The 24,780-nt window shown below is 36.5% G+C and carries 24 protein-coding genes; 21 read left to right on the top strand and 3 right to left on the bottom strand.

The window, feature by feature from the left end; all coding sequences use genetic code 11:
* Positions 1-7: 7 nt before the first annotated feature.
* From KTB61_RS01305 to KTB61_RS01315, 3 genes are read left to right on the top strand one after another with little or no spacing between them, the layout of a single operon-like run.
* Positions 8-325, top strand: a complete 318-nt coding sequence (locus KTB61_RS01305; RefSeq protein WP_075759056.1) for a hypothetical protein — start codon at positions 8-10, stop codon at positions 323-325.
* Entirely contained in the window at positions 322-1,284 is a 963-nt protein-coding gene (locus tag KTB61_RS01310; protein ID WP_075759055.1) for a DUF2953 domain-containing protein, read from the top strand. Before KTB61_RS01305 ends, KTB61_RS01310 begins: the two co-directional genes overlap by 4 nt.
* A 4-nt stretch (positions 1,285-1,288) precedes the next feature.
* Positions 1,289-1,666, top strand: a complete 378-nt coding sequence (locus tag KTB61_RS01315) for a GerW family sporulation protein (protein ID WP_075759054.1) — start codon at positions 1,289-1,291, stop codon at positions 1,664-1,666.
* A 292-nt stretch (positions 1,667-1,958) separates the two neighbouring features.
* Here KTB61_RS01315 and rpmB read toward each other — a convergent pair whose 3' ends face one another.
* Entirely contained in the window at positions 1,959-2,144 is a 186-nt protein-coding gene (gene rpmB / locus KTB61_RS01320) for a 50S ribosomal protein L28 (protein ID WP_075759052.1), read from the bottom strand.
* 222 nt (positions 2,145-2,366) lie between these two features.
* Here rpmB and KTB61_RS01325 point away from each other — a divergent pair, with 222 nt between their 5' ends.
* The 8 genes from KTB61_RS01325 to KTB61_RS01360 all read left to right on the top strand — a co-directional run bounded on the left by KTB61_RS01325 (position 2,367) and on the right by KTB61_RS01360 (position 9,050).
* Positions 2,367-2,723: an Asp23/Gls24 family envelope stress response protein gene (locus KTB61_RS01325; protein WP_075759051.1), complete on the top strand. Its 357-nt coding sequence runs from the start codon at positions 2,367-2,369 to the stop codon at positions 2,721-2,723.
* 20 nt (positions 2,724-2,743) lie between these two features.
* The gene (locus tag KTB61_RS01330; RefSeq protein ID WP_075759050.1) at positions 2,744-4,378 is read left to right on the top strand and encodes a DAK2 domain-containing protein; all 1,635 of its coding nucleotides are present in this window, start codon (positions 2,744-2,746) and stop codon (positions 4,376-4,378) included.
* Positions 4,379-4,399: 21 nt separating this feature from the next.
* A complete protein-coding gene (gene recG / locus KTB61_RS01335) occupies positions 4,400-6,499 on the top strand; it encodes an ATP-dependent DNA helicase RecG (RefSeq protein WP_269145766.1) in 2,100 nt (699 codons plus the stop codon).
* Positions 6,500-6,512: 13 nt separating this feature from the next.
* Positions 6,513-6,785, top strand: coding sequence for an acylphosphatase (locus KTB61_RS01340; protein WP_075759049.1), 273 nt, complete (start codon positions 6,513-6,515; stop codon positions 6,783-6,785).
* A 108-nt stretch (positions 6,786-6,893) separates the two neighbouring features.
* Positions 6,894-7,115 (top strand): alpha/beta-type small acid-soluble spore protein, encoded by a 222-nt coding sequence (locus KTB61_RS01345; RefSeq protein WP_075759048.1) that lies wholly within the window; start codon positions 6,894-6,896, stop codon positions 7,113-7,115.
* Positions 7,116-7,384: 269 nt separating this feature from the next.
* The gene (rsmD, locus tag KTB61_RS01350) at positions 7,385-7,933 is read left to right on the top strand and encodes a 16S rRNA (guanine(966)-N(2))-methyltransferase RsmD (RefSeq protein ID WP_075759047.1); all 549 of its coding nucleotides are present in this window, start codon (positions 7,385-7,387) and stop codon (positions 7,931-7,933) included.
* A gap of 13 nt (positions 7,934-7,946) precedes the next feature.
* The gene (gene coaD / locus KTB61_RS01355; protein WP_075759046.1) at positions 7,947-8,426 is read left to right on the top strand and encodes a pantetheine-phosphate adenylyltransferase; all 480 of its coding nucleotides are present in this window, start codon (positions 7,947-7,949) and stop codon (positions 8,424-8,426) included.
* Positions 8,427-8,441: 15 nt separating this feature from the next.
* Positions 8,442-9,050, top strand: a complete 609-nt coding sequence (locus KTB61_RS01360) for an ATP synthase subunit B family protein (RefSeq protein WP_075759045.1) — start codon at positions 8,442-8,444, stop codon at positions 9,048-9,050.
* On the opposite strand, the gene KTB61_RS01365 is transcribed toward KTB61_RS01360, so the two are convergent.
* On the bottom strand, positions 9,036-9,944 hold the full coding sequence (locus tag KTB61_RS01365; RefSeq protein ID WP_075759044.1) for a sporulation protein: 909 nt from the start codon (positions 9,942-9,944) through the stop codon (positions 9,036-9,038). The two genes, KTB61_RS01360 and KTB61_RS01365, sit on opposite strands and share 15 nt — an antisense overlap.
* 49 nt (positions 9,945-9,993) lie before the next feature.
* A complete protein-coding gene (locus KTB61_RS01370; RefSeq protein WP_075759043.1) occupies positions 9,994-11,208 on the bottom strand; it encodes a tRNA(Met) cytidine acetate ligase in 1,215 nt (404 codons plus the stop codon).
* A gap of 292 nt (positions 11,209-11,500) precedes the next feature.
* Between KTB61_RS01370 and pta the strand changes: the two genes are divergently transcribed.
* The 10 genes from pta (at position 11,501) to glgB (ending at position 24,744) form a co-directional block, all read left to right on the top strand.
* On the top strand, positions 11,501-12,508 hold the full coding sequence (pta, locus tag KTB61_RS01375; protein WP_075759042.1) for a phosphate acetyltransferase: 1,008 nt from the start codon (positions 11,501-11,503) through the stop codon (positions 12,506-12,508).
* A gap of 27 nt (positions 12,509-12,535) precedes the next feature.
* Positions 12,536-13,726, top strand: coding sequence for an acetate/propionate family kinase (locus KTB61_RS01380; protein ID WP_075759041.1), 1,191 nt, complete (start codon positions 12,536-12,538; stop codon positions 13,724-13,726).
* A gap of 86 nt (positions 13,727-13,812) precedes the next feature.
* Positions 13,813-14,328 carry a YceD family protein gene (locus tag KTB61_RS01385; protein ID WP_216696648.1) on the top strand — a complete coding sequence of 172 codons (516 nt, stop codon included), beginning with the start codon at positions 13,813-13,815 and terminating at the stop codon, positions 14,326-14,328.
* A 4-nt stretch (positions 14,329-14,332) separates the two neighbouring features.
* Positions 14,333-14,518 carry a 50S ribosomal protein L32 gene (rpmF, locus tag KTB61_RS01390; RefSeq protein WP_075759039.1) on the top strand — a complete coding sequence of 62 codons (186 nt, stop codon included), beginning with the start codon at positions 14,333-14,335 and terminating at the stop codon, positions 14,516-14,518.
* A gap of 142 nt (positions 14,519-14,660) precedes the next feature.
* Positions 14,661-15,680, top strand: coding sequence for a phosphate acyltransferase PlsX (gene plsX, locus KTB61_RS01395; RefSeq protein WP_075759038.1), 1,020 nt, complete (start codon positions 14,661-14,663; stop codon positions 15,678-15,680).
* Entirely contained in the window at positions 15,680-16,366 is a 687-nt protein-coding gene (gene rnc, locus KTB61_RS01400; protein WP_075759037.1) for a ribonuclease III, read from the top strand. Before plsX ends, rnc begins: the two co-directional genes overlap by 1 nt.
* 9 nt (positions 16,367-16,375) lie before the next feature.
* Positions 16,376-19,933 carry a chromosome segregation protein SMC gene (smc, locus tag KTB61_RS01405; protein WP_216696649.1) on the top strand — a complete coding sequence of 1,186 codons (3,558 nt, stop codon included), beginning with the start codon at positions 16,376-16,378 and terminating at the stop codon, positions 19,931-19,933.
* A 14-nt stretch (positions 19,934-19,947) separates the two neighbouring features.
* Complete coding sequence (gene ftsY / locus KTB61_RS01410) at positions 19,948-20,880, top strand: signal recognition particle-docking protein FtsY (protein WP_075759035.1); 933 nt, start codon at positions 19,948-19,950, stop codon at positions 20,878-20,880.
* A 1-nt stretch (position 20,881) separates the two neighbouring features.
* Positions 20,882-22,099, top strand: a complete 1,218-nt coding sequence (ilvA, locus tag KTB61_RS01415; protein WP_075759034.1) for a threonine ammonia-lyase — start codon at positions 20,882-20,884, stop codon at positions 22,097-22,099.
* 428 nt (positions 22,100-22,527) lie between these two features.
* Positions 22,528-24,744 carry a 1,4-alpha-glucan branching protein GlgB gene (gene glgB / locus KTB61_RS01420; protein WP_075759033.1) on the top strand — a complete coding sequence of 739 codons (2,217 nt, stop codon included), beginning with the start codon at positions 22,528-22,530 and terminating at the stop codon, positions 24,742-24,744.
* Positions 24,745-24,780: the final 36 nt, after the last annotated feature.

The raw sequence follows: 24,780 nt of genomic DNA on the forward strand, positions 1-24,780 counted from the left end.
GAGAGTAATGGAAATAGCTGAGCAGTTATACATATCAGAAATTTTAAGATCTGGACAAAAAATAATAAAAAGTAGAATCAGGGAGAAAAAAGGAATTCCTGGATTGTATTGTATTACCTTGTCTCAGTGGAAGTCTGGAATTCTGGAGATTTATTCATATGAGGATTTGATTTCTCCTTTTTACGAATCATGTGATATAATAATTGTTGGACTTGCTGCTGGAAAAGATGATGCAATAGTTTTGCTCCGGCGGATGGTGGATGACATGTTTCATTCTGGAATGATAAATGACGTAGGGAAATTCTTTTGTGGAGAAAAAGTATGAGTATTATATTTTTGATTTTAAAAATATTGGGAATCATTTTATTAATACCAGTTATATTGCTACTGATTCTTTTCATCTGTCCGATCTGTTATCGGTTGGAAGGGGAATTTGATGGAGAAAATCCTAAAATAAAAGGAAGAGTATCATGGGCGTTGTTTTTCTTGCGAATAAAAGGATGGTATGAGGAACAACCAGGGATTATTGTCCGGATTTTTGGGCTTCCAGTATATCGAACCGATGGGAAATGGGCGATTTTAGGAAGAAATGATAAAAAAAAGCCGGTGATAGTAAATGAAGTATCAGCACCTCAAAATAAGGAAAAAAAATCTCAAAAAGATATTTCTGAAAAAATAGCTCATCATATTTCGCGTGAAACAGAGAACTCTGTACAAAAATCTCAAAGTCCTGTTGAAGATATTCTGGATCTTCCATGGGATGAAGAGTTTGAAGAAGAAAATGATTCAAAGGAACTGATAAAAAAGGAAAATGAGAAAAAGAAGAAGTTTATTGGTAAAAGAATCGTCAGATTTATAAAAACATGGTATCATAAGTGTAAAGTGTTTATAAGGAAGTTACAGGATGGTTTAGACAAGATTTATACAATGAAAGAATTCTTTTTTGAAGATAAAGAGATTCGTCTGGCATTATCCAGAGTAAAAAAATATGGAACAGATGGAATTAGATATCTGCTTCCTCAAAAAGTAAAAGGTGTTTTAAAATTTGGACTGGATGATCCTGCGGAAACAGGTAAGGTCCTTGGTTATCTGGCTGTGTTGATTCCGTTGTATGAAGATCATCTGGAGATAACACCGGATTTTACTCAGAGTATTTTGAAAGGTCATCTTCTGATATCAGGACGAATCAGAAAATATAAATTGTTAAAGCTTGCGTGGATCGTTTTCCGGGATAAAGATTTATTAAAACAAAAAGATCGTGTGGTAGAAATGATAGGAGGTTAGTCATATGAGCAAAGAAAATTTTAATGAAACTGTTAGCTCTTTATTTAACGGAATGGAGGGGTTTTTAACATCCAAGACCGTAGTAGGAGAGCCGATTTATATCAAAGATACAATCATTCTGCCATTGGTGGATGTGTCTTTTGGAATGGGCGCAGGAGCATTTGAAGCTGACAAGAAGAATAAAAGCGGTGGAGGAATCGGAGGTAAGCTGACTCCTAGTGCTGTTTTAGTTATTCGTGATGGACAGACTAAACTTGTAAATGTTAAGAATCAGGAAACAATCGTAAAACTTCTGGATATGGTTCCGGACGTGATCGATAAATTTACAAAAAAAGAAGAAACTCTTGAGGATATTGTTGAGGATTTAGAAAAAGAAGAGTAAATAATAATATTATAACCTGAGGAATCTGTGGAAAGACAGGTTCCTTATTTCTTTGTTGTGCATAAATTATATGATAGGAAATATGGGGAAGCATTTATGAAACGGGTATGGGGAATTGCTTTTTTTTTCTTTGGGATAGGGCTCCTGACAGGCTTTTTTATCAATCAGGAGTTTACGAGAGTTATGGTGTGTCTGGTAAGCTGGATGTTTGGATATTGTTTGTTCTTTCATTAAAAAAGAACTGGACAATGTCCAGTTCTTTGTGGTTTTATATTAAATAAATCATAACAGATTAAGCACGTTCAACCTTACCAGATCTTAAGCAAGAAGTACAAACGTACATTTTCTTTGCTCCGCCTTCTGTTTTAACTCTTACAGATTTAATATTTGATTTCCACATTTTGTTTGATCTTCTATGTGAGTGACTGACTGCATTTCCAAAATGAGCGCCTTTTCCACAAATAGCACATTTTGCCATGTTAGCACCTCCTTCTTCAAATCTTTTCCCTTTTTTATTCCGGGCTCGACAACTATTTCATTCTAACAGATTGAATTATAAAAATCAAGAATAAAATTGCTTTTATTTTTGAACGATATTATTTAGAAGGAGTAATATTTCAATATTTCTTCAGGACTAGACGAGTTTCACTGGATAATGTATAATCATGATATATGAATTCTCGGTTGGAGGTAATAATTTATGAAAGGACATATGAATACAAAAAATGGAGAAATCTCCATTGAAAATCAGGTAATTGCAAAATATGCAGGAATTTGTGCCCTTGGATGTTTTGGCATCGTTGGAATGGCCATGGTCAATGTAAAAGACGGAATCGTAAAACTGCTTACCAGAGATAATATAAGAAAAGGTGTATTTGTTTCTGTAAAGAATAACAAGATCACGATAGATTTTCATATTATTGTATCTTATGGAGTTTCCATTTCCACTGTAGCTAATAATTTAATGGAATCTGTAAAATACAGAGTCGAAGAGTTTACCAGTCTGGAAGTAGAAAGAATTAATATTTACGTTGAGGGCGTAAAAGATATAGGATAAATGATGGAGGCAGAAAGAATATGAAGCAAATAGATGCGTCTTTGTTACAAAAGATGTTAATTGGCGGTGCAAAACGATTAGAGGCACATAAAGAATATATCAATGAACTGAATGTATTTCCTGTTCCTGATGGAGATACAGGTACGAATATGACTATGACAGCCATGGCAGCAGCCAAAGAAGTTGGAAATGTCATGGAAGTGACTATTAAAGAAGTGACAAGAGGATTATCTGGTGGATCGCTTCGAGGAGCAAGAGGAAACTCAGGTGTAATTTTATCACAGCTGTTTCGTGGCTTTTATAAAGGTGTGAAGGATAAAGAGGTTCTTGATACAAAAGCAGTAGCCGAAGGATTCAAACATGCTGTTAGTACAGCTTATAAAGCAGTAATGAAACCCAAAGAGGGAACGATTCTGACCGTTGCAAAGGTTACTGCAGAAAAGGCTGTAAGAATCGCGAGAAAAGAAGAAGAATTTGAAAAGTTTGCTGAGATTGTAATGGAAGAAGCAAACGATATTCTTAAGAAAACACCAGAAATGCTTCCTGTTTTAAAAGAAGCAGGTGTTGTGGATTCTGGAGGACAGGGACTGGTAGAATTTTTACAGGGAACCGTTGATGTTCTGCTTGGTAAAGAAATTGATCTTTCAGATGTACCAAAAACAACGGGGAAAGTGTCCACTTCAGATGTTCCTTCTCAGGGAGAAGATATTAAATTTGGATATTGTACAGAATTTATTGTCATGACAGAAAAAGAATGGACAGATGAGAACGAACAGGATTTCAAAAAATATTTGTCAGGAATAGGAGATTGTGTAGTTGTAGTAGGGGATGAAGATATAGTGAAAGTTCATGTTCATACCAATCATCCTGGAAAGGCTATTGAAAAAGGATTGTCCTATGGTGCTCTGACAAGTATGAAAATTGATAATATGAGAGAGGAACATGAAGAACGTCTTCAGCTTCAGGCGGAGGAATCCAAAAAAGAAGAACCTCGGAAACCATATGGATTTGTGGCTGTTTCAATTGGAGAAGGATTAAATGAGATTTTTCGTGGATTAGGTGTTGATTATCTGATTGAAGGCGGACAGACTATGAATCCTAGTACAGAAGATATGCTCAATGCCATTGATCAGGTGAACGCAGATACAATCTTCATTTTACCAAATAATAAAAATATTATTCTTGCAGCAACACAGGCACAGTCGCTGGTGGAAGATAAGAATATTATTATTATACCGACAACCACAGTACCGCAGGGAATTTCTGCGTTTATAGGTTTCGAGGCGGAACAGGATGTTGAAACTAATGAAGAAAATATGAAGGAAATTATCGAATGTGTAAAGACCGGTGAAGTAACCTATGCAGTTCGTGATACTTCTATCAATGGAAAAGAAATCAAAATTGATGATATCATGGGAATTGATGATGATGGAATTCAGGAAGTGGGAAGCAGTATTGAGACCGTTACATTAGATCTTATTAATGATATGGTTGATGAAGACAGTGAATTAATCTGCATTTATTATGGACAGGATATGAAAGAAGAAGATGCACAGGCGCTTCTTGAAAAGGTTGAAGAAAAGTATGAAGATTGTGATGTTCAGCTTGAGTATGGTGGACAGCCAATCTATTATTTCCTGTTATCTGTAGAGTAAAAGAATCAGGAAAGGAGGAGCATGTCAGGCTCCTCCTTTTTTCGATGTATCAAAGAAGAGAAAGTTCTCAAATATAGAGAGGAAAAGTTAATGGATGGGACAACGAGCATAATAGAATTAAAGGGAATTGGAGAAAAAACAGGAGCTGCATTTGCAAAGCTTGGCGTGAGTAATATTGACAGTTTGATTTCTATGTATCCAAGGTATTATCTTACCTATGAAGATCCCATTGATATTTCAGAACTTCAAGTGGGACAACGAGCCTCTGTTTTTGTAAGAATCAGTTCTGAGATAAATATACGTTATATCAGAAAGATGAAAATTGTAACATGCCTTGGAAAGGATCATACGGGAACAATGACTTTTACATGGTTTAATATGCCGTATTTGAAAAAACAGCTTCACCGAGGAGAAGATTATATATTGACAGGTACTCCTGTTTTTAAAAATGGACGACTAACTATGGAACACCCGGAAATTTTCACACAGGAAACTTATCAGGCACAGAAGCAGACATTACAACCGGTATATCCAATGACTACAGGACTTACCAATAAGATTGTCTCTAAGGCAGTTAAACAGACAGAAAGTTATATCAGGACAATCCCAGAATACCTTCCCGAACAGATATTATCCTGTTATCATCCTATGGATTATAGTGAAGCAATTTGGAATATCCATTTCCCTGAATCCAGAGAACAGCTGATTGCAGCAAAAAAAAGACTGATATTTGATGAATTTTTTATTTTTATTTCTGCAATGAAAATGTTGTCACAAAATGAAGAAGGCGGAGAGCATGGTTATAGAATTCCTGTTTGTAAAGAAGTAAAACAGCTGATAGAAGGTTTGCCTTACCAGCTGACTGGAGCACAGAAACGGGCGTTAAAGGAAATGACAGAGGATTTAAATTCAGGGAAGATTATGAACCGTCTTGTTCAGGGTGATGTAGGTTCAGGAAAAACAATTCTGGCAGTGATTTTGCTTTTAATGTGTGCAAAAGCAGGATATCAAGGAGTTTTAATGGCACCTACGGAAGTGCTGGCTAATCAGCATTTTGAGACTTTTGAAGAACTGTTAAATCCTTTTGGTATAAAGACAGTTCTTTTAACAGGATCAACAAAGCAAAAGGAAAAGAAAGAGCGGTATGAACAGATTAAGAAACATGAGGCTGATATAATTATTGGAACTCATGCTTTAATACAGGACAAGGTTGAATATGACCAGCTGGCATTGGTTATTACAGATGAACAGCACAGATTTGGAGTAAGACAAAGAGAAAAATTATCTATGAAAGGTGAAAAACCACATGTTCTTGTTATGAGTGCAACACCAATCCCCAGGACTTTAGCCATTATTCTGTATGGTGATCTGGATGTATCTATTGTAGATGAACTTCCTTCAAATCGGTTACCGATTAAAAATTGTGTTGTTAATATAAGTTATCGTCCTACGGCATATAGATTTATGGAAAAACAGGTGAAAGAAGGGCGACAGGTATATGTAATATGTCCCATGGTGGAAGAGAGTGAAGCAATGGAAGGAGAGAATGTCATTCAGTATGCAAAAATACTGGAAAAAAATTTCTCTCCATCTGTACGAATCAGCTATTTACATGGTAAAATGAAACCAGCTGAAAAACAGAAAATTATGGATGACTTTTCAGAAGGAAATATTGATATTTTAGTTTCAACAACGGTAGTGGAAGTAGGAGTTAATGTTCCTAATGCCACAGTAATGATGGTTGAAAATGCAGAGCGTTTCGGACTTGCTCAGCTTCATCAGTTGAGAGGTCGTGTTGGACGGGGAAAACATCAATCTTACTGTATTTTTATGACCGGATCTAAAAAGAAAGAAACGATGGAAAGGCTGGAAGTACTCAATAAATCCAATGATGGTTTTTATATTGCAAATGAAGATTTAAAATTACGTGGACCAGGTGATTTTTTTGGAGTGAGACAAAGCGGGATGATGGATTTTGTTCTGGCAGATATATATACAAATGCAGATATTATGAAGCAGGCATCAGATGCGGTGAAACAACTGGAGGAAGATAATTTTGATTTTTCACAGTTAAAAAATAGTCGTTTAGAAAAACAGATCAGCCTTGCACACAAATTATAGGGAGGATATTAAGATGGTACGATATTATTTGAGATTTACAGGAAGAGTTCAAGGTGTCGGATTTCGTTTCTTTGTCAATATGAATGCAGAACGATATCATTTAACTGGATGGGTGAAAAATATGTATGATGGTTCAGTAACTGCAGAAGTTCAAGGGACAAGACTTCAGGTGCAGCAGTTTTTAGAGACAATTAAATATGGAAATCGATTTGTTAGAGTGGATGATATTGAAGTTGAAGAAAGCCCATTGTGTGAAAATGAAAAAGGATTTAGAGTTCGTTATTGAAATTTGAAAAAAATGTTAGTTTATGTAAAAACTCCTAGTGTATCTTTTGTTTGTTGGCACATACTATCAGCGTAACAAATAACTACAAAAGAAATGGAGGAAATTCAAATGGAAGAACGAACTTCAGCAAGAAGCAAAGGATCAAACAGAGTTGAAGTGCCAGAAGCAAGAGGGGCATTAGACAGATTTAAGTTTGAAGTAGCAAATGAAATCGGGGTAGACTTAAAAGAAGGATATAATGGACATCTGACAACAGCTCAGGCTGGTTCTGTAGGAGGAGAAATGGTCCGTAAAATGATCCGCAGACAGGAAGAAGAAATGTCCCGATAAGGAAAACAAAAGACAAATCAGTTATGTAAACTGGCGGGCTGCAGATGAAAAATCTGTAGCCCGCTTAATTATTTTTAGTTCATGGAAAGGCCTTGTCCGTTTTGTTCCCGGAAGAAAATTTTGTAATGGCAGATACAAGAAGTATAAAAATGCTTTTCCTTTTTTGTAAAAACAGATTGTATGAAGTATTGAACCTGCTGAAATTTAGTTGACAAAATCTGTGTATATAATAAAATAAAGAAAAGTAAAAAATAAGGAATGTTTGTTAGATGAGAGTTATAGCAGGAAGTGCAAAAAGTTTAAAATTAAAGACTATAGAAGGAATGGAGACAAGACCTACACAGGATCGAATAAAAGAAACTCTGTTCAATATGATTCAGTATGATATCCCTGGCTGTTTGTTTCTGGATTTATTTGCAGGAAGTGGCGGAATAGGAATTGAAGCACTAAGCAGAGGAGCAAGGGAAGCATATTTTGTTGAAAGTGCAGGAAAGCCAATCCGGTGTATTAAAGAAAACCTGAGACATACTCATTTAAATGAGTATGCTACAGTTATGGCTACAGATGTGTCCTCTGCTATTGGAAAACTTTCAGGCAAAGTGTTTGATTTTATTTTTATGGATCCTCCATATGCTAAAGGATTTGAAAAAAAGATTCTGACACTTTTAGATCAGTCATCAATTTGTGGGCAGGATACTATTGTGATCGTGGAATCGTCTCTTGATACAGAAATTTCAGAAGAATGGTTTGAGAATCTTAAGATTATACGTGAGAAAGACTATAAAACAAACAAACATACATTTCTGAGGAAAGCTTAGGAGGAAGAGGAAGATGAGTATTGCCGTTTATCCCGGAAGTTTTGATCCGGTAACTTATGGGCATTTAGATATTATTGAACGTTCTGCAAAGGTATTTGACAAATTAATAATTGCCGTTTTGGTAAACAGTGCCAAAACCCCTTTATTTACAACAGAAGAAAAAGTTCAAATGATTAAAGATGTAACTAAACATTTGGATAATGTTGAAGTAACCTCTTTTTCAGGATTACTGGTTGATTTTGCCAAAGAACATAATGCCAATGTTTCTGTTCGTGGATTACGTGCCGTGACAGATTTTGAATATGAGCTTCAGATTGCACAGATTAACAGTAAACTGAATAAAGAACTGGATACTATGTTTTTTACTACAAGCATTGATTATTCATATGTGAGTTCGACTATTGTAAAGGAAATTGCTTCATATGGAGGAGATGTATCAGATATGGTACCTGCGTCTGTAGAAAAATGTCTGAAAAAGAAGTTTGAAAAATAGGAGGGACTGCAAAAAATGAGTGAGAAGTATTTACATGAAATGATAGATGATATTGAAGTACTGATTGATGAGGCAAAGCCTGCACGATTTAGTCCTGGCAAGGTTATCATGGATAAAGATGTTTTGATGACTGTAATTGAGGAATTGAGAAAACAGATTCCAGGTGAGATTGAGAGAAGTCATAAGATTATTATGAATAAAGAGTCTATTTTGGAAGATGCAAGAGTAAAAGCTCAGGAAATGCTTAATCAGGCTGCTTCGGAGGCAGGAACTCTGATTGATGAAAATGAAATTGTTGAAATGGCAAAAATGAGAGCGGATGAAATTGAAACAACCGCCCAGAATCATGCTCAGGGACTGATTCATAATGCTAATGAAGAAGCTGATCAAATACGTGTTGGAGCATTACAATATGCCAGAGAAATTATGGAAGATGTCCAAGGATATGTGGAAAGTGTAAGAGATGCACAGAAAAGTGTTTTTGACCAATTGTTATCAACTTTAGATTCTGATCTGGAATCTATTAAAGTTAATGGGCAGGAAATAGATGAACAGCTTTCAGGAGTGACTATGCCACGTGTCAAGACCAGAACTGTTGAAGACTTTCTGTCAAAAGAGCAATAAAGCTAAGATACCGCTGATAACAGCAAAAAAGGATTTTAGGAACACATAAGGAAAAAGTGAAAGCTGACTTTCTTTACATACGCTTTTGGTCTGCATTATGCTACAGATGCCGCCAAAAGAACTGATAGCACAGAGGATGGCGATTTTTACAGAAAGAGGAATTGGAAGGGATCCCCAGTAAGTAATTCCGGTAGTGATTTCCAGACATCCAATAATAATATCAGAAAAAACCCCAAAGGGTCTAAAGGAAGTTAAAAGATTTGTACCAATGGAAAACAGCATAATATAAATCCCAATAGCAAAAATTGAGTGTAAAGCATCGAAAATGATTTCATCAGTAGTTTTTTTAGGGGCAAATCCCTCTGGCTGTTGATGGATATAGAGAAATTGCTTTTCTCGGCTTAAGTTGAGAAGAAACAGAAAAAAGCATATATTTGGTGCATAAAGGCAAAAAAAGAAAAGAGGGACAGGTACCCTGCTATGTAATATTAAAGTTAAAGTATAACCAATGGTGAACATTGGACTTACATTGTTACATACTGCAAGAAGGAACTGCCCTTCTTTTTTTGTGTAGGAACCGGATAGCACAAGATCATTAATGATTTTTCCGCCTAGAGGATACCCGCAGAAAAAGCCAAGAATGAGAGTGTAGGCCAAATCTCTGTTTAAAAGAGGAAATAACCGGTAAATCGGGAAAAACAGCCATGAAACATAATGAAGAGTATGATATTTATTCATGAAACCGGTAAGAAGTAAAAAGGGAAGCAAGGTAGGGACAATAGTTCCGGACCAAAGAAGAAGACCGTTTCGGGCACCTTCAATGGATTGTTCCGGGAAAAAAAGAAGAATAGCTGTGAAGCATAAAAAAAGAATCTGGGAAACTATTTTTTTCATATAGAACCTCCTGCCACATATAATATATTTTATGTGGCAGGAGAGAAAACTAGACGATAATTTGCTGATCTTTCCAGCAGATACCGAATTTTTCACCTAGAATCATTTTGTATAGAGAATCGGCCTGTCTTTCGGAACTTAAAAGAAAATTCTGTTCAGGAGATAGAGCATCTTTCCACGGACGAAGATGCCGAACCATTGGAACAGAAGCGTTTCTTTTCATTTCAGAAATCAAAAAGGAGGATTCTTTTTTAAACCCCAAAATCTGATAGTAAAGAGAATAATCCAGATTGTTAATTATTTGATAATGTGATTTTGTAATATTTAGTATAATGTGCAACAGGTTTCTGCTGATGCGTGTCCAGGTAAGATGTTTGCTTTTACAGTCAGCTATTAGCTCTGTGCATGTAATATCCGGACGATAATATTTGTGAAGCATATCCTGGAAGTCCGATGATATTTCCCAGAAATCAGTAAGGTTGGGGTGGAGAATCAGCAATGTTTTTAAAATTTCTGAAAAATCATCCATTGTAACTGGAGCATCAGATTGAAGATGCTCTTTTAATATACATTTACAGTTTTCAGGAATTTGTGAAAAAATTGACGGATTGTCAGGCTCTTTTTCTATTATATTTCGAATAGCAGAGGCAGAACTTATTTTAGAGGTCAGCTGATTTTCATGATGACCACTGCCGGTACGTGAAAGACTAAAAGGTTTTATAGAACTTTTACTGGAAAGCAATGCTTTAAGATATTCCAGTCCAAGAATATTATTTGGTTCTCTTATAACGGGAAGCCATGATGAATCCGGGCAGTGTTTGGTGAAAGCTATTTCCTGTGCTTTTGGAAACGGATGGCCGAGTTTTATTAACTGGGATGTTTCTGATGAAATTGTGTTTTCGTATTCTAGTAGAAAAGAAGCGATTTCCTTTAAAAGGGAAATATTTCCGCATTCACTTCCAAATGATAATGTATCAATGATGCCCAAATGATTTAGAAGAGAAACACTTCCCGAAGCAAAATACGGAGCTGAACCGCATGCGAAATATAAAGGAAGTTCAATGACCAGATCAGCACCATTTTGTAATGCCATCTGGGTTCGAATCTGTTTTTCCAGAATGGCAGGAGTACCTCTTTGAACATAGTTTCCACTCATTAATGCAACAATATATTCTGCACCTGTTTCTTCTTTTGTTTTCTGGATATGGTATGCATGTCCGTTATGAAAAGGGTTGTATTCACAAATTATTGCGGCGGTTTTCATAGACCTGTCCTTTCTTTCATATTTTTTTCAGTAATTGTATTATAAATGAGAATGAAAAAAAAGTAAAACTGCACAAAAAATGAAAAATAAAGATTGAACATCTTGTCATATAAAACAAAAGAATGTAGAATGAATATAGTTATGTAATAAACGGAACCGGTTTTATAAATACGGTTTGAACTAAAATGTACAACGAAAAATACATATGCAAATGTTGTATACAAGATGATGATGTTGTATAATTTGAAAGGATTAAATTCATCTTTGTGGAAAGTTGAAAGGAGCAACGCAAATGAGTGTTATTGATGAAATCAAGAAAAAGGCAAAGGCTAACAAAAAGACAGTCGTATTGCCTGAGACAACAGACATTAGAACTTTAACTGCAGCAGCAGAAGTGCTGGAAGAAGGAATTGCAGATGTCATTTTAGTGGGAAAGAAAGAAGATATTCTGGCAAAAGCAGGAGAATTGGATATTTCAAAAGCTGTTTTTGTCGATCCTGCAAATTGTGAAAATCTCAATACATATATTGAATCTCTATGTGAAGCAAGAAAAAGTAAGGGATTACTTCCGGAAGATGCCAAGGAAATTCTTCTCTCTAATCCTTTATTTTTTGGAGCTACAATGGTTCGCGCAGGACATGCAGACGGTATGGTGGCAGGGGCCATTAATTCATCAGCAAATGTACTTCGTGCAGCACTGCAGGTTGTAAAAACAGCACCAAATACTGAAATTGTTTCTGCATTTATGTTAATGGATACTCAGGCAAAAGATATGGGGTCAAACGGATGTTTTGTGTTTGCAGACTGTGGTCTGAACCAGAATCCTAATCCGGAACAGCTGGCAGCAATTGCATCAAGTTCTGCAAAAACATTTAAACAGCTGATTGGGGATGTACCAAGAGTGGCCATGCTTTCTCATTCAACATGTGGAAGTGCAAAACATGATGATGTAACTAAAGTAGTAGAAGCAACAAATATTGCAAAAGAAAAATATCCGGAGTATCTGATTTGTGGTGAATTACAGCTGGATGCAGCTATTGTACCTGAAGTTGCAGCAACAAAGGCACCAAGAAGTGAAGTCGCAGGAAAAGCAAATGTTTTAGTATTCCCAGACCTTGATGCTGGAAATATCGGTTATAAGCTGGTACAGAGACTGGGTAATGCTCAGGCATACGGCCCTATTACTCAGGGAATTGCAAAACCTGTAAATGACTTATCAAGAGGATGCGTAGCATCTGATATCGTAGGTGCGGTTGCAATTACATGTGTGCAGGCAGCGGCATTAGAAGAGGATAAATAGAAATCAGACAAGTAAGGAGAATAGTAAATGAAAGTTTTAGTAATTAACTGTGGAAGTTCATCATTAAAATATCAGTTAATCGATTCTGATACAGAAACTGTACTGGCAAAAGGACTGTGTGAAAGAATTGGAATTGATGGTGCATTAACACATCAGCCTGCAGGAAAAGATAAAATCAAATCTACACCTGCAATGCCAGATCACAAGACAGCAATCGGAATTGTGCTGGACCAGCTGACAGATAAGGAAAATGGTGTTGTAGAAAGTCTTGATGAAATTGAAGCAGTTGGACATCGTATTGTACATGGTGGAGAAAAATTTACAAAATCCTGTATCATTACAGATGAAGTTATAAAAGAAGTTGAAGAATGTAGTGTATTTGCACCGCTTCATAATCCTGCCGGATTAATTGGTGTACGTGCATGTCAGGAATTAATGCCAAATCTTCCAATGGTGGCAGTATTTGATACAGCATTTCATCAGACAATGCCTGAAAAAGCTTATTTATATGGAATTCCTCGTAAATATTATGATGAAGACGGAATTCGTCGCTATGGTTTTCATGGAACTTCTCATCAGTTTGTTTCAACAGAAGCTGCAAAGATGTTAGGAAAAGATATTAAAGATTTAAAGATTATTGTATGTCACCTTGGAAACGGAGCAAGTGTAACAGCAGTGGAAGGCGGAAAATCTGTAGACACTTCCATGGGATTGACACCATTGGAAGGATTGATTATGGGAACTCGTTCCGGAGATTTAGATCCTGCAATTATTGAATTTATTGCAAATAAAGAAAATAAAACAGCTTCTGAAGTATTAAATATTCTTAATAAAGAGTCAGGAGTATACGGATTATCAGGAGTATCCTCTGATTTCAGAGATGTAAAAGCAGCAAGAGCAGAAGGAAATGAAGCTGCAACAGCAGCATTAGATGCATATGTTTATCGTGTGGCAAAATACATTGGGGCATATACAGCGGCAATGAATGGAGTAGATGCAATTGCATTTACAGCTGGTCTTGGTGAAAACGATGATATTACACGAGCAGCGATTTGTGATTATCTTGGATATCTTGGTGCAAAGCTGGATGATAAAAAGAATGATGTTCATGGAGAAAATGCAGTAATTTCTGCTGATGACTCTAAAGTTGCACTTCTTTGTGTTCCAACAAATGAAGAATTAATGATTGCCAGAGATACAGTTGCATTGGTAAAATAGTTTCCTGACAAAAAAGTAAGGGAAATTCCTTGACAAACTGTTGTTGCATTCGTATAATAGTACGGTATGATTTTTTAGGAGATAGTATGAAATTACAGTTATCAAAATTTATTTCGACACCAAATTATGCAGAAACACAGGAAGCATATGTTGATATGGATGAGATTAAGCTAAAAGGTGTGTCTTATCCCATCCGTAAGAAAGATAAGTTTCCGGTTACATTTCAGAATACTGGGAAGAATACGGTTTCCTGGAGTTTTAAGACGGAGATGATTCTTGGGATTCCATGTGATCGATGCCTGGATGAAGTGTTGTATACCGTCATTGTAGATGTAATGGAAGAAGTGGATTTTGATCATCTGAATCAGGAAGATGGCGAGTTCTCATATATTGAGGACAGAGAACTGGATATGGATTTACTGATCTTCGATGAAGTTGTTCCGAAGCTTCCGTCAAAGCTTTTATGCAGAGAAGACTGTAAAGGACTTTGTCCGGTATGTGGAACAAATCTGAATAAAAAAGAGTGTGGCTGCGATCGTACGGTGGCAGACCCTCGTATGGCAGCTATTCAGGATATTTTTAAGAATTTTAAGGAGGTGTAAACCAATGTCAATTTGTCCAAAGAATAAATCATCCAAAGGAAGAAGAAACAAACGTAGAGCAAACTGGAAGATGACTGCTCCAACACTTGTTAAATGCAGCAAATGTGGTGCGCTGATGATGCCTCACAGAGTATGTAAAGCCTGCGGATCTTACAATAAAAAAGAAATTGTTGCAGCACATGCTGAATAATTTGTACGTGGAAGCGTACTTTCGGTGAAAGCATCATACGTTTAGGCGTATGGTGCTTTCCTTATCTCAAAGAACTTTTTTGTTTCATAGGAAATTGCCACTTTGAATTAGTAAAGATTTCTAGAAAAGGAGTAAATCAATTATGGAGAAATTAGTGAAAGTTGCACTGGATGCAATGGGTGGAGACAATGCGCCAGGGGAAATCGTAAAAGGTGCTGTTGATGCAGTAAATGAAAGAAATAATATTAAAGTATTTCTAGTTGGGAAGTCAGCAAAAATCCATGAAGAATTAAAAAAATATCGTTATAAAAGCGAGCAGATAGAAGTGGTAAATGCAGAAGAAGAAATTTCTTGTGACGAATCACCGGTGGAAGCGATTCGTAAGAAGAAAGATTCTTCCATGGTAGTTGCAATGAAGATGGTTAAAGATCAGACTGCAGATGCATTTGTTTCTGCTGGAAGTTCTGGAGCTGTACTGGTAGGAGGTCAGTTCCTGGTGGGACGAATAAAAGGGGTAAAGCGAGCACCTCTTGGTGCAATTATGCCTACAGCTAAGGGAGTTATGCTTTTGATTGATGCAGGAGCAAATATGGATGCCAAGCCGGAATATCTGGTGGAATTTGCCAAAATGGGATCTATTTATATGGAACATGTAATTGGAGTTCAATCTCCAAAAGTTGCATTGGTTAATGTAGGTGTGGAAGAAGCAAAAGGAAATCAGCTGGTAAAAGAGACAGCTCCTTTGTTAAAGGCCTGTGAAGGATTAAATTATACCGGAAGTATTGAGCCAAGAGATGTGCCATATGGTGCGGCAGATGTAGTATTATGTGATGCTTTTGTTGGAAATACCATATTAAAATTATCAGAAGGATTATCAGGAGTACTTGTTAAAGAGATTAAGGCAGGAATGATGAGTACTTTAAAAAGTAAAATAGGTGCTCTTTTGGCTAAGCCTGCATTGAAAAAAACATTAAAAAGATTTGATGCATCTGAATATGGCGGTGCACCACTTCTTGGATTGAATGGATTGGTAGTGAAAGTACATGGGTCTGCTACTGCAAAAGAAATGAAAAATGCAATTATTCAATGTATTACATTTTCAGAACAGGAGATAAATGAAAAAATAAAGGCTGAAATTACAAGGGAAAAAGGACAGAAGTAATGAAAGAAAAAAAAGTGGAGGAATTACAGAATAAAATTGGAATAAAATTCCATAATCAGAAACTTCTTACTCATGCTTTGATACACAGTTCTTATGCAAATGAACGAAAAATGAGTAAAGACAAGAATAATGAACGTTTGGAGTTTTTAGGAGATGCGGTTCTGGAATTAGTTACAAGTGATTATCTGTTTCGAATATATAAGAAAGAGCCGGAGGGAAAGCTTACAAAATTACGTGCAAGCCTTGTATGTGAGCCAACACTGGCAATGTGTGCCAAAGATATTTCTTTAGGAGATTATCTGCTTTTAAGCAGAGGAGAAGATATGACAGGCGGAAGGGAAAGGGATTCTATTCTGTCGGATGCATTCGAAGCTGTAATTGGAGCTATTTATCTGGATCAGGGATTGGAAGCGGCAAGAACATTTATAGAAACATATTTAATGAAAGATGTGGAAAATAAAGTTTTATTTTTTGATGCAAAGACACATCTTCAGGAAATTGTTCAGGGAGAGGGAAATGAAACACTGCAGTATGTCCTTGTAAAAGAAGAAGGTCCGGATCATAAAAAGCAGTTTACCATTGAAGCAAGACTGGGAAATACAGTAATTGGAACAGGTGTTGGAGGAAGTAAAAAGACTGCAGAACAGCATGCGGCATTTGAAGCGATAAATAAATATAAAAAGTAGAGGATGGACATGTATTTAAAAAGTATTGAAGTCAATGGTTTTAAATCTTTTGCCCATAAGATGATTTTTCAATTTAATAATGGTATTACTGGAATTGTTGGTCCAAATGGCAGCGGGAAAAGCAATGTGGCAGATGCGGTCCGATGGGTTTTAGGTGAACAGAGTGCCAAGCAGTTGCGTGGTGCTAAAATGGAGGATGTTATTTTCTCAGGAACGGAATTAAGAAAACCTATGGGTTCAGCATATGTGGCTATTACAATGGATAACAGTGACGGAAGTCTACCTATACAATTTGAAGAAGTAACAGTTGCAAGAAGAGTCTATCGCTCAGGAGAAAGTGAATATTTGATTAATGGAAGTCCGTGTAGAAGGAAAGATATTGTAGAACTTTTTTTTGACACTGGTGTTGGTAAAGAAGGATATTCAATCATTGGACAGGGTCAGATCGATCAGATTTTAAGTGGAAAACCTGAAGATAGAAGAGAACTTTTTGATGAGGCTGCTGGAATTGTAAAATATAAAAAGAATAAGGCAGAAACTCAAAAATCGCTTGATGCGGAAAGAGAAAATCTTGTTAGAGTAACGGATATTCTTACCGAATTGGAGCGTCAGATTGGACCGCTCAAAAAACAGTCTGAAAAGGCGAAGGAATATCTGATTTATAGAGATCAGTTAAAGGAAAGGGATATCAAGCTTTTTTTACTGGAAAATAAAAAAATATCAGAAGAGCTTCAGTTGCTGGATGGAAAAATTGAAATTGCCACAAGAGAGATGAATGAAGCCAATGTTAAAATGGAAAAGGCGAAGGAAAAGTATGAAAAGGAAGATCGGCAGTTAAAGAATCTTAATGATAAGATCTCTCAGACAACCAGTGATATTTCTGAAGATAAAGTGAATGTACAACGTCATGAAGGTGAGATAAAAGTTCTGGAAGAACAAATCAATACCGAAAGAACAAAACACACCTATCATTTGGAAGAAAAAGAGCGTATTGAAGAAGAAATAAACGAAAAAAAGCACCAAATTGAAGAAATCCAGGCAGAAGCTGATATGATTCGCAGGCAGTTCGAAGATACTACCCGGATACGTGTAGAAAGAGAAAGTGAAGCTGCTCTTTATCAGAAAGAAATTCAGGAACTGGAGGAAGAATTATCTGGTTTACAGGAACAGATCAGTGACTTTAATAGCAATCAGATGAAAGTTTCCAGTCAGCTGGAAAGATTTCATACCGTAGAAGAACAACTACAGGTTCAAATCGAAAATTTAAAACATCAGAAAATCATGCTTGAGCAGGAATTATCAGGTGGACATGTTAGTCGTCAGCAATTGGAAAATAAAATAGCGGATTTAAAAAGAGAGAAAGAATCACTGACAATACAAATAAGAAATAGTCAGAGAATTACAGAAACTTTGGAAAAAGAGGGACAGGAACTGAATCATATTCTGGCACAAAAAAAAGAAAAGTTTCATCGAATGCAGTCTAATTATGAAACATTGAGAAATATGTCAGAGCGTTATGACGGATATGGATATGGCATAAAAAAAGTAATGGAGCAGAAACATAAAGTTCCTGGTATTATTGGTGCTGTTGCAGATATTGTTAAGGTGGATTCTATGTATGAGTCAGCTATTGAAACTGCATTAGGCGGAAGTATCCAAAATATTGTAACGGATACGCAGAATACTGCTAAGGAATTGATAGAGTTCTTAAAAAGAAATCGATATGGAAGGGTTACTTTTCTTCCTTTGGATGCTGTCAAAGGAAAATCATTTGCCAGGCGCGAGATACTTTCTGAACCGGGTGTAGTTGGCCCGGCCAATGAACTGGTATCTTATGATCAAAGGTATTCTGATTTATTTGCATCTCTGCTGGGACAGGTGCTGGTCGTAAAGGATATGGATGCAGGAATTAGTATTGCAAATAAGTACCATCATTCTGTCCGTATTGTTACCTTGGATGGTGACGGATTAAACCGTGGGGGTTCCATGTCTGGTGGCGCATTTAAAAATAAAGGGAATTTGCTTGGGAGAAATCGGGAAGTAAAAGATTTAAAAGAAAAGCTTGAAAAAATACGGGTAGTACTTCAGGAAAATGAAGACAAATGTTATGAAAATGAAAAAAGAGTCAGAGAATATCAGGAAACTGTGGTAAGATTAAACAAAGAATATCAGCAGATATTATTGGAACTGAATACTCAGGAAATGTCGCTGTCAGCTTTTTCTCATCAGGAGGAAGATCTTACGAATAGAATTGGAACTCTTAAACAGCAGATAGAAGTATTGGAAACAGAAAAAGAAAATGCTGTTGTTGATGCCAGAGAACTTCTTGATAAGAAAAATGATTTGGAGATTGCCAATAAAACGGACGAGCAAAAAATTGAGGAAATAGAAAATAAACTTGCTGTTCTTCATAAAAAAGCTGATGAGCAGTCCCGGATTATCGCAGAAATTCATATGAAATCCGGACAGCTGAAACAAAAACTGGAATTTGAAGAAAGCAATCATGCCAGAGTGCGTTTTGAAGTGGAAAAATTGGTATCTGGTCTGAAACTGAATGATGAAAATGCAAGAAATACCACTGGAACAGTTCAGAAAATAGAAGATCAGATCAGACAGCTGAAAATGTACATCCGGGAAACATCCGATGCTCTTGAAATGAAAAAAGAAAATCTGGAAAAGATGAAAACAGAAGTGGAAGCCCGAACAGAGATTTATAAGAAAACCATGAAGGAACGGGAAGAAATTATGGAACGTGCCAGCGGTTATGATAAAGAAGTTTTTCGTCTTACAGGTGCAAAAGAGAAGCAGGAAGAAAAACAGCAGGAATTGCTGGATTACATGTGGGATAATTATGAAATTACCTATAATCAGGCAAAGGTAACGATTACAGAAGAAATAACAGAAAGTCTTACCCGGTTGAAAGAAGAAATAACGGATATTAAGAGCAATATTCGTACATTGGGGCCGGTTAATGTCAATGCCATTGAAGATTACAGGGAAATTTCGGAACGTTATGAATTTTTACAACGGCAGCACGAAGATATTGTGAAAGCAGAAGCGCATCTAACATCTCTGATTAAGGAACTGGAAGATGCCATGCGAAGACAGTTTGACGAAAAATTTAAAGATATTCAGGATATGTTTCAGAAAGTGTTTGTTGAACTATTTGGCGGAGGAGTTGCAAAATTGGAACTGACAGATGATGATGTTCTTGAATCAGGCATTCGTATTATTGCACAGCCACCAGGGAAAAAACTGCAGAATATGATGCAGCTTTCCGGTGGTGAGAAAGCTTTAACGGCAATTTCACTTCTGTTTGCAATTCAGAATCTGAAGCCTTCTCCATTTTGTCTGTTAGATGAAATCGAGGCAGCATTGGATGATTCTAATGTTACAAGATTTGCAAGATATTTACACAAACTTACGAAAGAAACACAGTTTATCGTAATAACACATAGAAGAGGAACCATGATGGCAGCAGATGTTCTTTATGGAATTACAATGCAGGAAAAAGGTGTATCAACACAGGTTTCTGTGAATCTGATAGAAAAGGATCTAGAAGAATAATAGGAGGAAATGGAATGGCAGAGAAAAAAGGTTTTTTTAGCAGACTTGCGCAAGGGTTGTCTAAGACCAGAAATAATATTGCGGCAGGATTTGATTCTATTTTCAGTGGATTTTCTGGAATAGATGATGATTTTTATGAAGAGTTGGAAGAAATTCTGATTATGAGTGACATGGGAATTGATACAACCATGAATATCATTGAGGATTTGAAAGTTAAAGTAAAGGAACAAAAAATTAAAGAACCTGAAGAATGCAGGAAGCTTCTGATCGATTCAATAAAGGATCAGATGAAGCTGGATAAAGATGCATACGAATATCAGAATAAAAAAAGTGTAGTACTTGTAATTGGTGTTAACGGAGTTGGGAAAACCACTTCTGTTGGAAAACTTGCAGCAATACTGAAAGGACAGGGTAAGAAAGTTCTTCTGGCCGCAGCAGATACCTTTCGTGCAGGTGCTATAGATCAGCTGAAAGAATGGGCAAATCGTGCAGGTGTTGATATTATCAGCCAGTCAGAAGGAGCTGATCCTGCTGCAGTAGTATATGATGCGATAGCTGCGGCAAAAGCACGTGATGTTGATATTCTGCTTTGTGATACTGCAGGACGTCTTCATAATAAAAAGAATCTGATGAACGAATTAAGCAAGATTAATCGAATTATCCAGAAAGAATATAGTGAAGCATATCTTGAGACTTTGATTGTTTTAGATGGAACTACAGGACAAAATGCACTGGCTCAGGCAAAGCAATTTAAAGAAGCAATGGATATTTCAGGTATAATTCTTACAAAACTTGATGGAACAGCAAAAGGTGGTATTGCCATTGCTATTCAATCTGAATTGGGAATACCGGTAAAATATATTGGAATTGGTGAGCAGGTGGATGATTTACAGGAATTTGATTCAGATATGTTCGTCAATGCATTGTTTGAAAGAGGAGAAGATTAAAATGTTAGAATTATATGATTTTGAAGAAGCATATGATAAAGTACAGGAGGTTGTGCTTCCTACAAAACTGATCAAAAGTGATTATTTTTCTGAACAGACAGGGAATCAGGTTTATTTAAAACCTGAGAATATGCAGCTTACAGGAGCTTATAAAATCAGAGGAGCATATTATAAAATCAGTAAACTGTCAGAAGATGAAAAGAAAAAAGGTCTGATCACGGCGTCGGCGGGAAATCATGCACAGGGAGTTGCGTTAGCAGCCGCTAAACAGGGAGTAAAGGCGACAATTGTTATGCCTACAACAACCCCGCTGTTAAAAGTTAACAGAACCAAGGATCTTGGAGCGGAAGTTGTATTGCATGGAGATGTTTATGACCAGGCATGTGAACATGCTCTTGCATTGGCGGCTGAAAAAGGGTATACTTTTGTTCATCCATTTGATGATCTGACGGTTGCTACCGGACAGGGAACCATTGCTATGGATATTTTCAAGGAACTTCCAACAGTGGATTATATTCTGGTACCAATTGGAGGAGGAGGACTGGCAACAGGCGTTTCAACACTGGCCAAACTTTTAAATCCAAAGATTAAAGTAATCGGTGTTGAACCGGAAGGTGCAGCTTGTATGAAAGCATCATTGAAAGCAGGAAAGGTTGTTTCATGCGATCGTGTAAATACTATTGCTGATGGTACTGCAGTACAGACTCCAGGAAAGTTGATCTTCCCATTTATTCAGGAAAATCTGGACAGAGTTATAACCATAAAAGATGAAGAATTGATTCCTTGTTTTCTTGATCTGCTGGAAAATCATAAAATGCTGGCAGAGAATTCAGGGCTGTTAACTATTGCAGCACTAAAACACCTGAATGTAAAGAATAAAAAAGTTGTATCAATCATCAGTGGAGGTAATATGGACGTTATTACCATTGCATCTCTGGTGCAGCATGGATTGATCATGAGAAACCGAATTTTTACAGTTTCAGTATTTCTCCCAGATAAACCAGGAGAATTGACAAGGGTTTCTCAGGTGATAGCAAATGCACAGGGAAATATAATAAAGCTGGAGCATAACCAGTTTGTTAGCATTAATAGAAACAGTGCAGTGGAACTTACAATTACCATGGAAGCCTTTGGAACAGACCATAAAGAGAAGATTATTGAATCACTAAAAGAAAAAGGCTATGAACCTAAAATCAGAGACTCAAAATCAGTATTTTAATATAATAGATTTTTGACAAAATATTCTTAGTTTATTGTTTTAAAATTTGTGCAATTTGTTGAATTATTCTCTGAAATTTGGTATAGTAAAGATATGGAAACAATAAGGAATTAGTAGTGTCTTGTAATCGGACATCATGTCACATTCTTTGCTATACACTGTATAAACATAGATGGATTTTCGGCGTAAATGCCCCTTGCAAGAATAAGCAGAGGGAGCATTTACGCTTTTTTGTTTTATGAGAAGTTGACGTTTCACTTGCCGGGGGTGACTTTTCGTATATAACAACAGTATTCCGTTTGGTTTTGGATGCTAACAGCCTTATTGTATGAACGAATCACAGTATTATTGCCATAAAAAGAGAGGCAGTAGCTGAGATAACAGTGTCTTGTTTCAAGATGAACAATTGAGAAGGAGGAACTTGTACTATGAATGAAGCTATTAGTCGTGATGACTTGTACTTATTTCAGACTGGGAAAGCACAGAAAGCGTACCTTACGTTTGGGTGTCATTATCTAGAAGAAAGCAAGACTCACAGATTTGCTGTATGGGCACCAAATGCGAAATCAGTAAGCGTTGTTGGGGATTTTAACTTTTGGAATCCATTGGCACATCCGATGAAGCGTGACAAGGATGGAATTTATACGATTGAAATAGCAGGCCTGAAAAAAGGTGACTTGTACAAATATTATGTTGAGGGGTATGACGGAAAATGCCGCTATAAAAGTGATCCGTTTGCGTTCTGTTCAGAATGTCGTCCTGATACAGCATCTAAAGTATGGGATTTTGATGATTTTAAATGGGCGGATAAAAGATTTATTAATCAGCGTAAGAAAAGGCAGGCATTGAACCAGCCAATGTCTATTTATGAAATTCATCTGGGAACATGGAAAATGCCGGAAGAGGAGGATCGGGAGTTTTATAATTATCGTGAGATTGCAGATTTGCTGATACCATACTTGCAGAAGATGGGATATACACATGTTGAGCTGATGCCGATTACAGAATATCCATTTGATCCTTCATGGGGATATCAGGTAACAGGATATTATAGTGTTACATCTAGATATGGAACTCCAGAAGATTTTAATTATTTTGTAAATGAAATGCACAAAGCAGGAATCGGAGTTATCCTGGACTGGGTACCTGCACATTTTCCTAGAGATGAGCATGGACTGGCAATGTTTGATGGAACTCATATTTATGATCATGCAGATCCTAGAAAGGGCAGTCAGCCTGACTGGGGAACATTGCTGTTTAATTATGGTAAGCCGGAAGTTCAGAGTTTTCTTGTTTCCAGTGCAGTATTTTTTGCAGATGTGTATCATGTTGATGGAATTCGAATTGATGCTGTAAGTGCTATGTTGTATTTGGATTTTGGAAAACAGCAAGGAGAGTTTGTACCAAATGAGGATGGAACAAATATTAACTATGAATCTATTGATTTCCTTAGAAATCTGAATAAGGCATTACGTACCAGCTATGAAGGATTTTTAACTATTGCGGAGGAATCCACAGCATTCCCTAAAGTTACCAGTGATATTGATGATCCGGACGGACTTGGGTTTGTATATAAATGGAATATGGGATATATGCATGATACTCTGTATTATATGGAGCTTGATCCCCTGTTTAGAAAAGATAATCATGGAGCAATAACATTTTCTATGGATTATGCATATAGCGAGAATTATATTCTTCCATACTCTCATGATGAAGTGGTTCATGGAAAAGGTTCCATGATCAATAAAATGTATGGTTCATATGATGAAAAATTTGCTTCTTTAAGAACTCTGTATGGATTTACATATGCACATCCAGGGAAAAAATTATTATTCATGGGTGGAGAGTTTGCACAGTTTGTTGAATGGAGAGACAAAGAACAGCTTGACTGGTTCCTGATCGATGATTTTGAGATGCATCGTTCATTTAATCAGTATGTGATGAAATTAAATAATCTGTATAAAGATGAGCCGGCATTATATGAGATGGATATGAGCCCTGAAGGATTTGAATGGAGACTTCAAAGAGATGCAGACCATGGTGTTGTTGCATTTATCAGAAAAGGAAAGAAACGCAGAGGGAAAAAACAGGAGCAGATTCTGTGTGTATGTAATTTTACTCCGATAGAACGGGATAAATATCATATTCCGATGGCAACAAAAGCAAAGCTTACAAAGATTCTTGACAGTAATGATCTGAGTTTTGGTGGAGACGGTGATGTCAGCGAGGGTAAAGTAAATACGAAACGTATCAGAGTCAAAGGCGGAAAGGGCAAGTCAGCATATCAGGATACAGCATTGATTTCTTTGAAACCATTAAGTGTTGTTTTCTATAAAGTTGAGGAAGTTGAAACAAAACCTAAAAAGTCTACAGGAAAAAAAGAGGCAGATAAAAAAACAGAAACGAAAAAAGCTGCGACAGCAAAAGCAGCAGAAAAAAAGAGTAAAAAACCAGTAAAAGCACAGGTGAATCAAAAGGAAAAAGCTGAAATAAAGGAAGTAAAAAAAGAAGTGAAAAAGGCAGCTAATGATATCCAGGAGGCACCGGCAGCTGGAAATGATAAAAAAGAACAGGAAGCCAAAGCCAAAATAGAAAAGGAGAAAACAAAAAGCAATAAAACAACTACTAAAAGTAAGAAATAAATAATGATCAAGGATCAAAATATTAGGAGGAAAAAG

It is taken from the genome of Anaerostipes faecalis (genome assembly GCF_018982945.1).
Classification (GTDB): domain Bacteria; phylum Bacillota; class Clostridia; order Lachnospirales; family Lachnospiraceae; genus Anaerostipes; species Anaerostipes faecalis.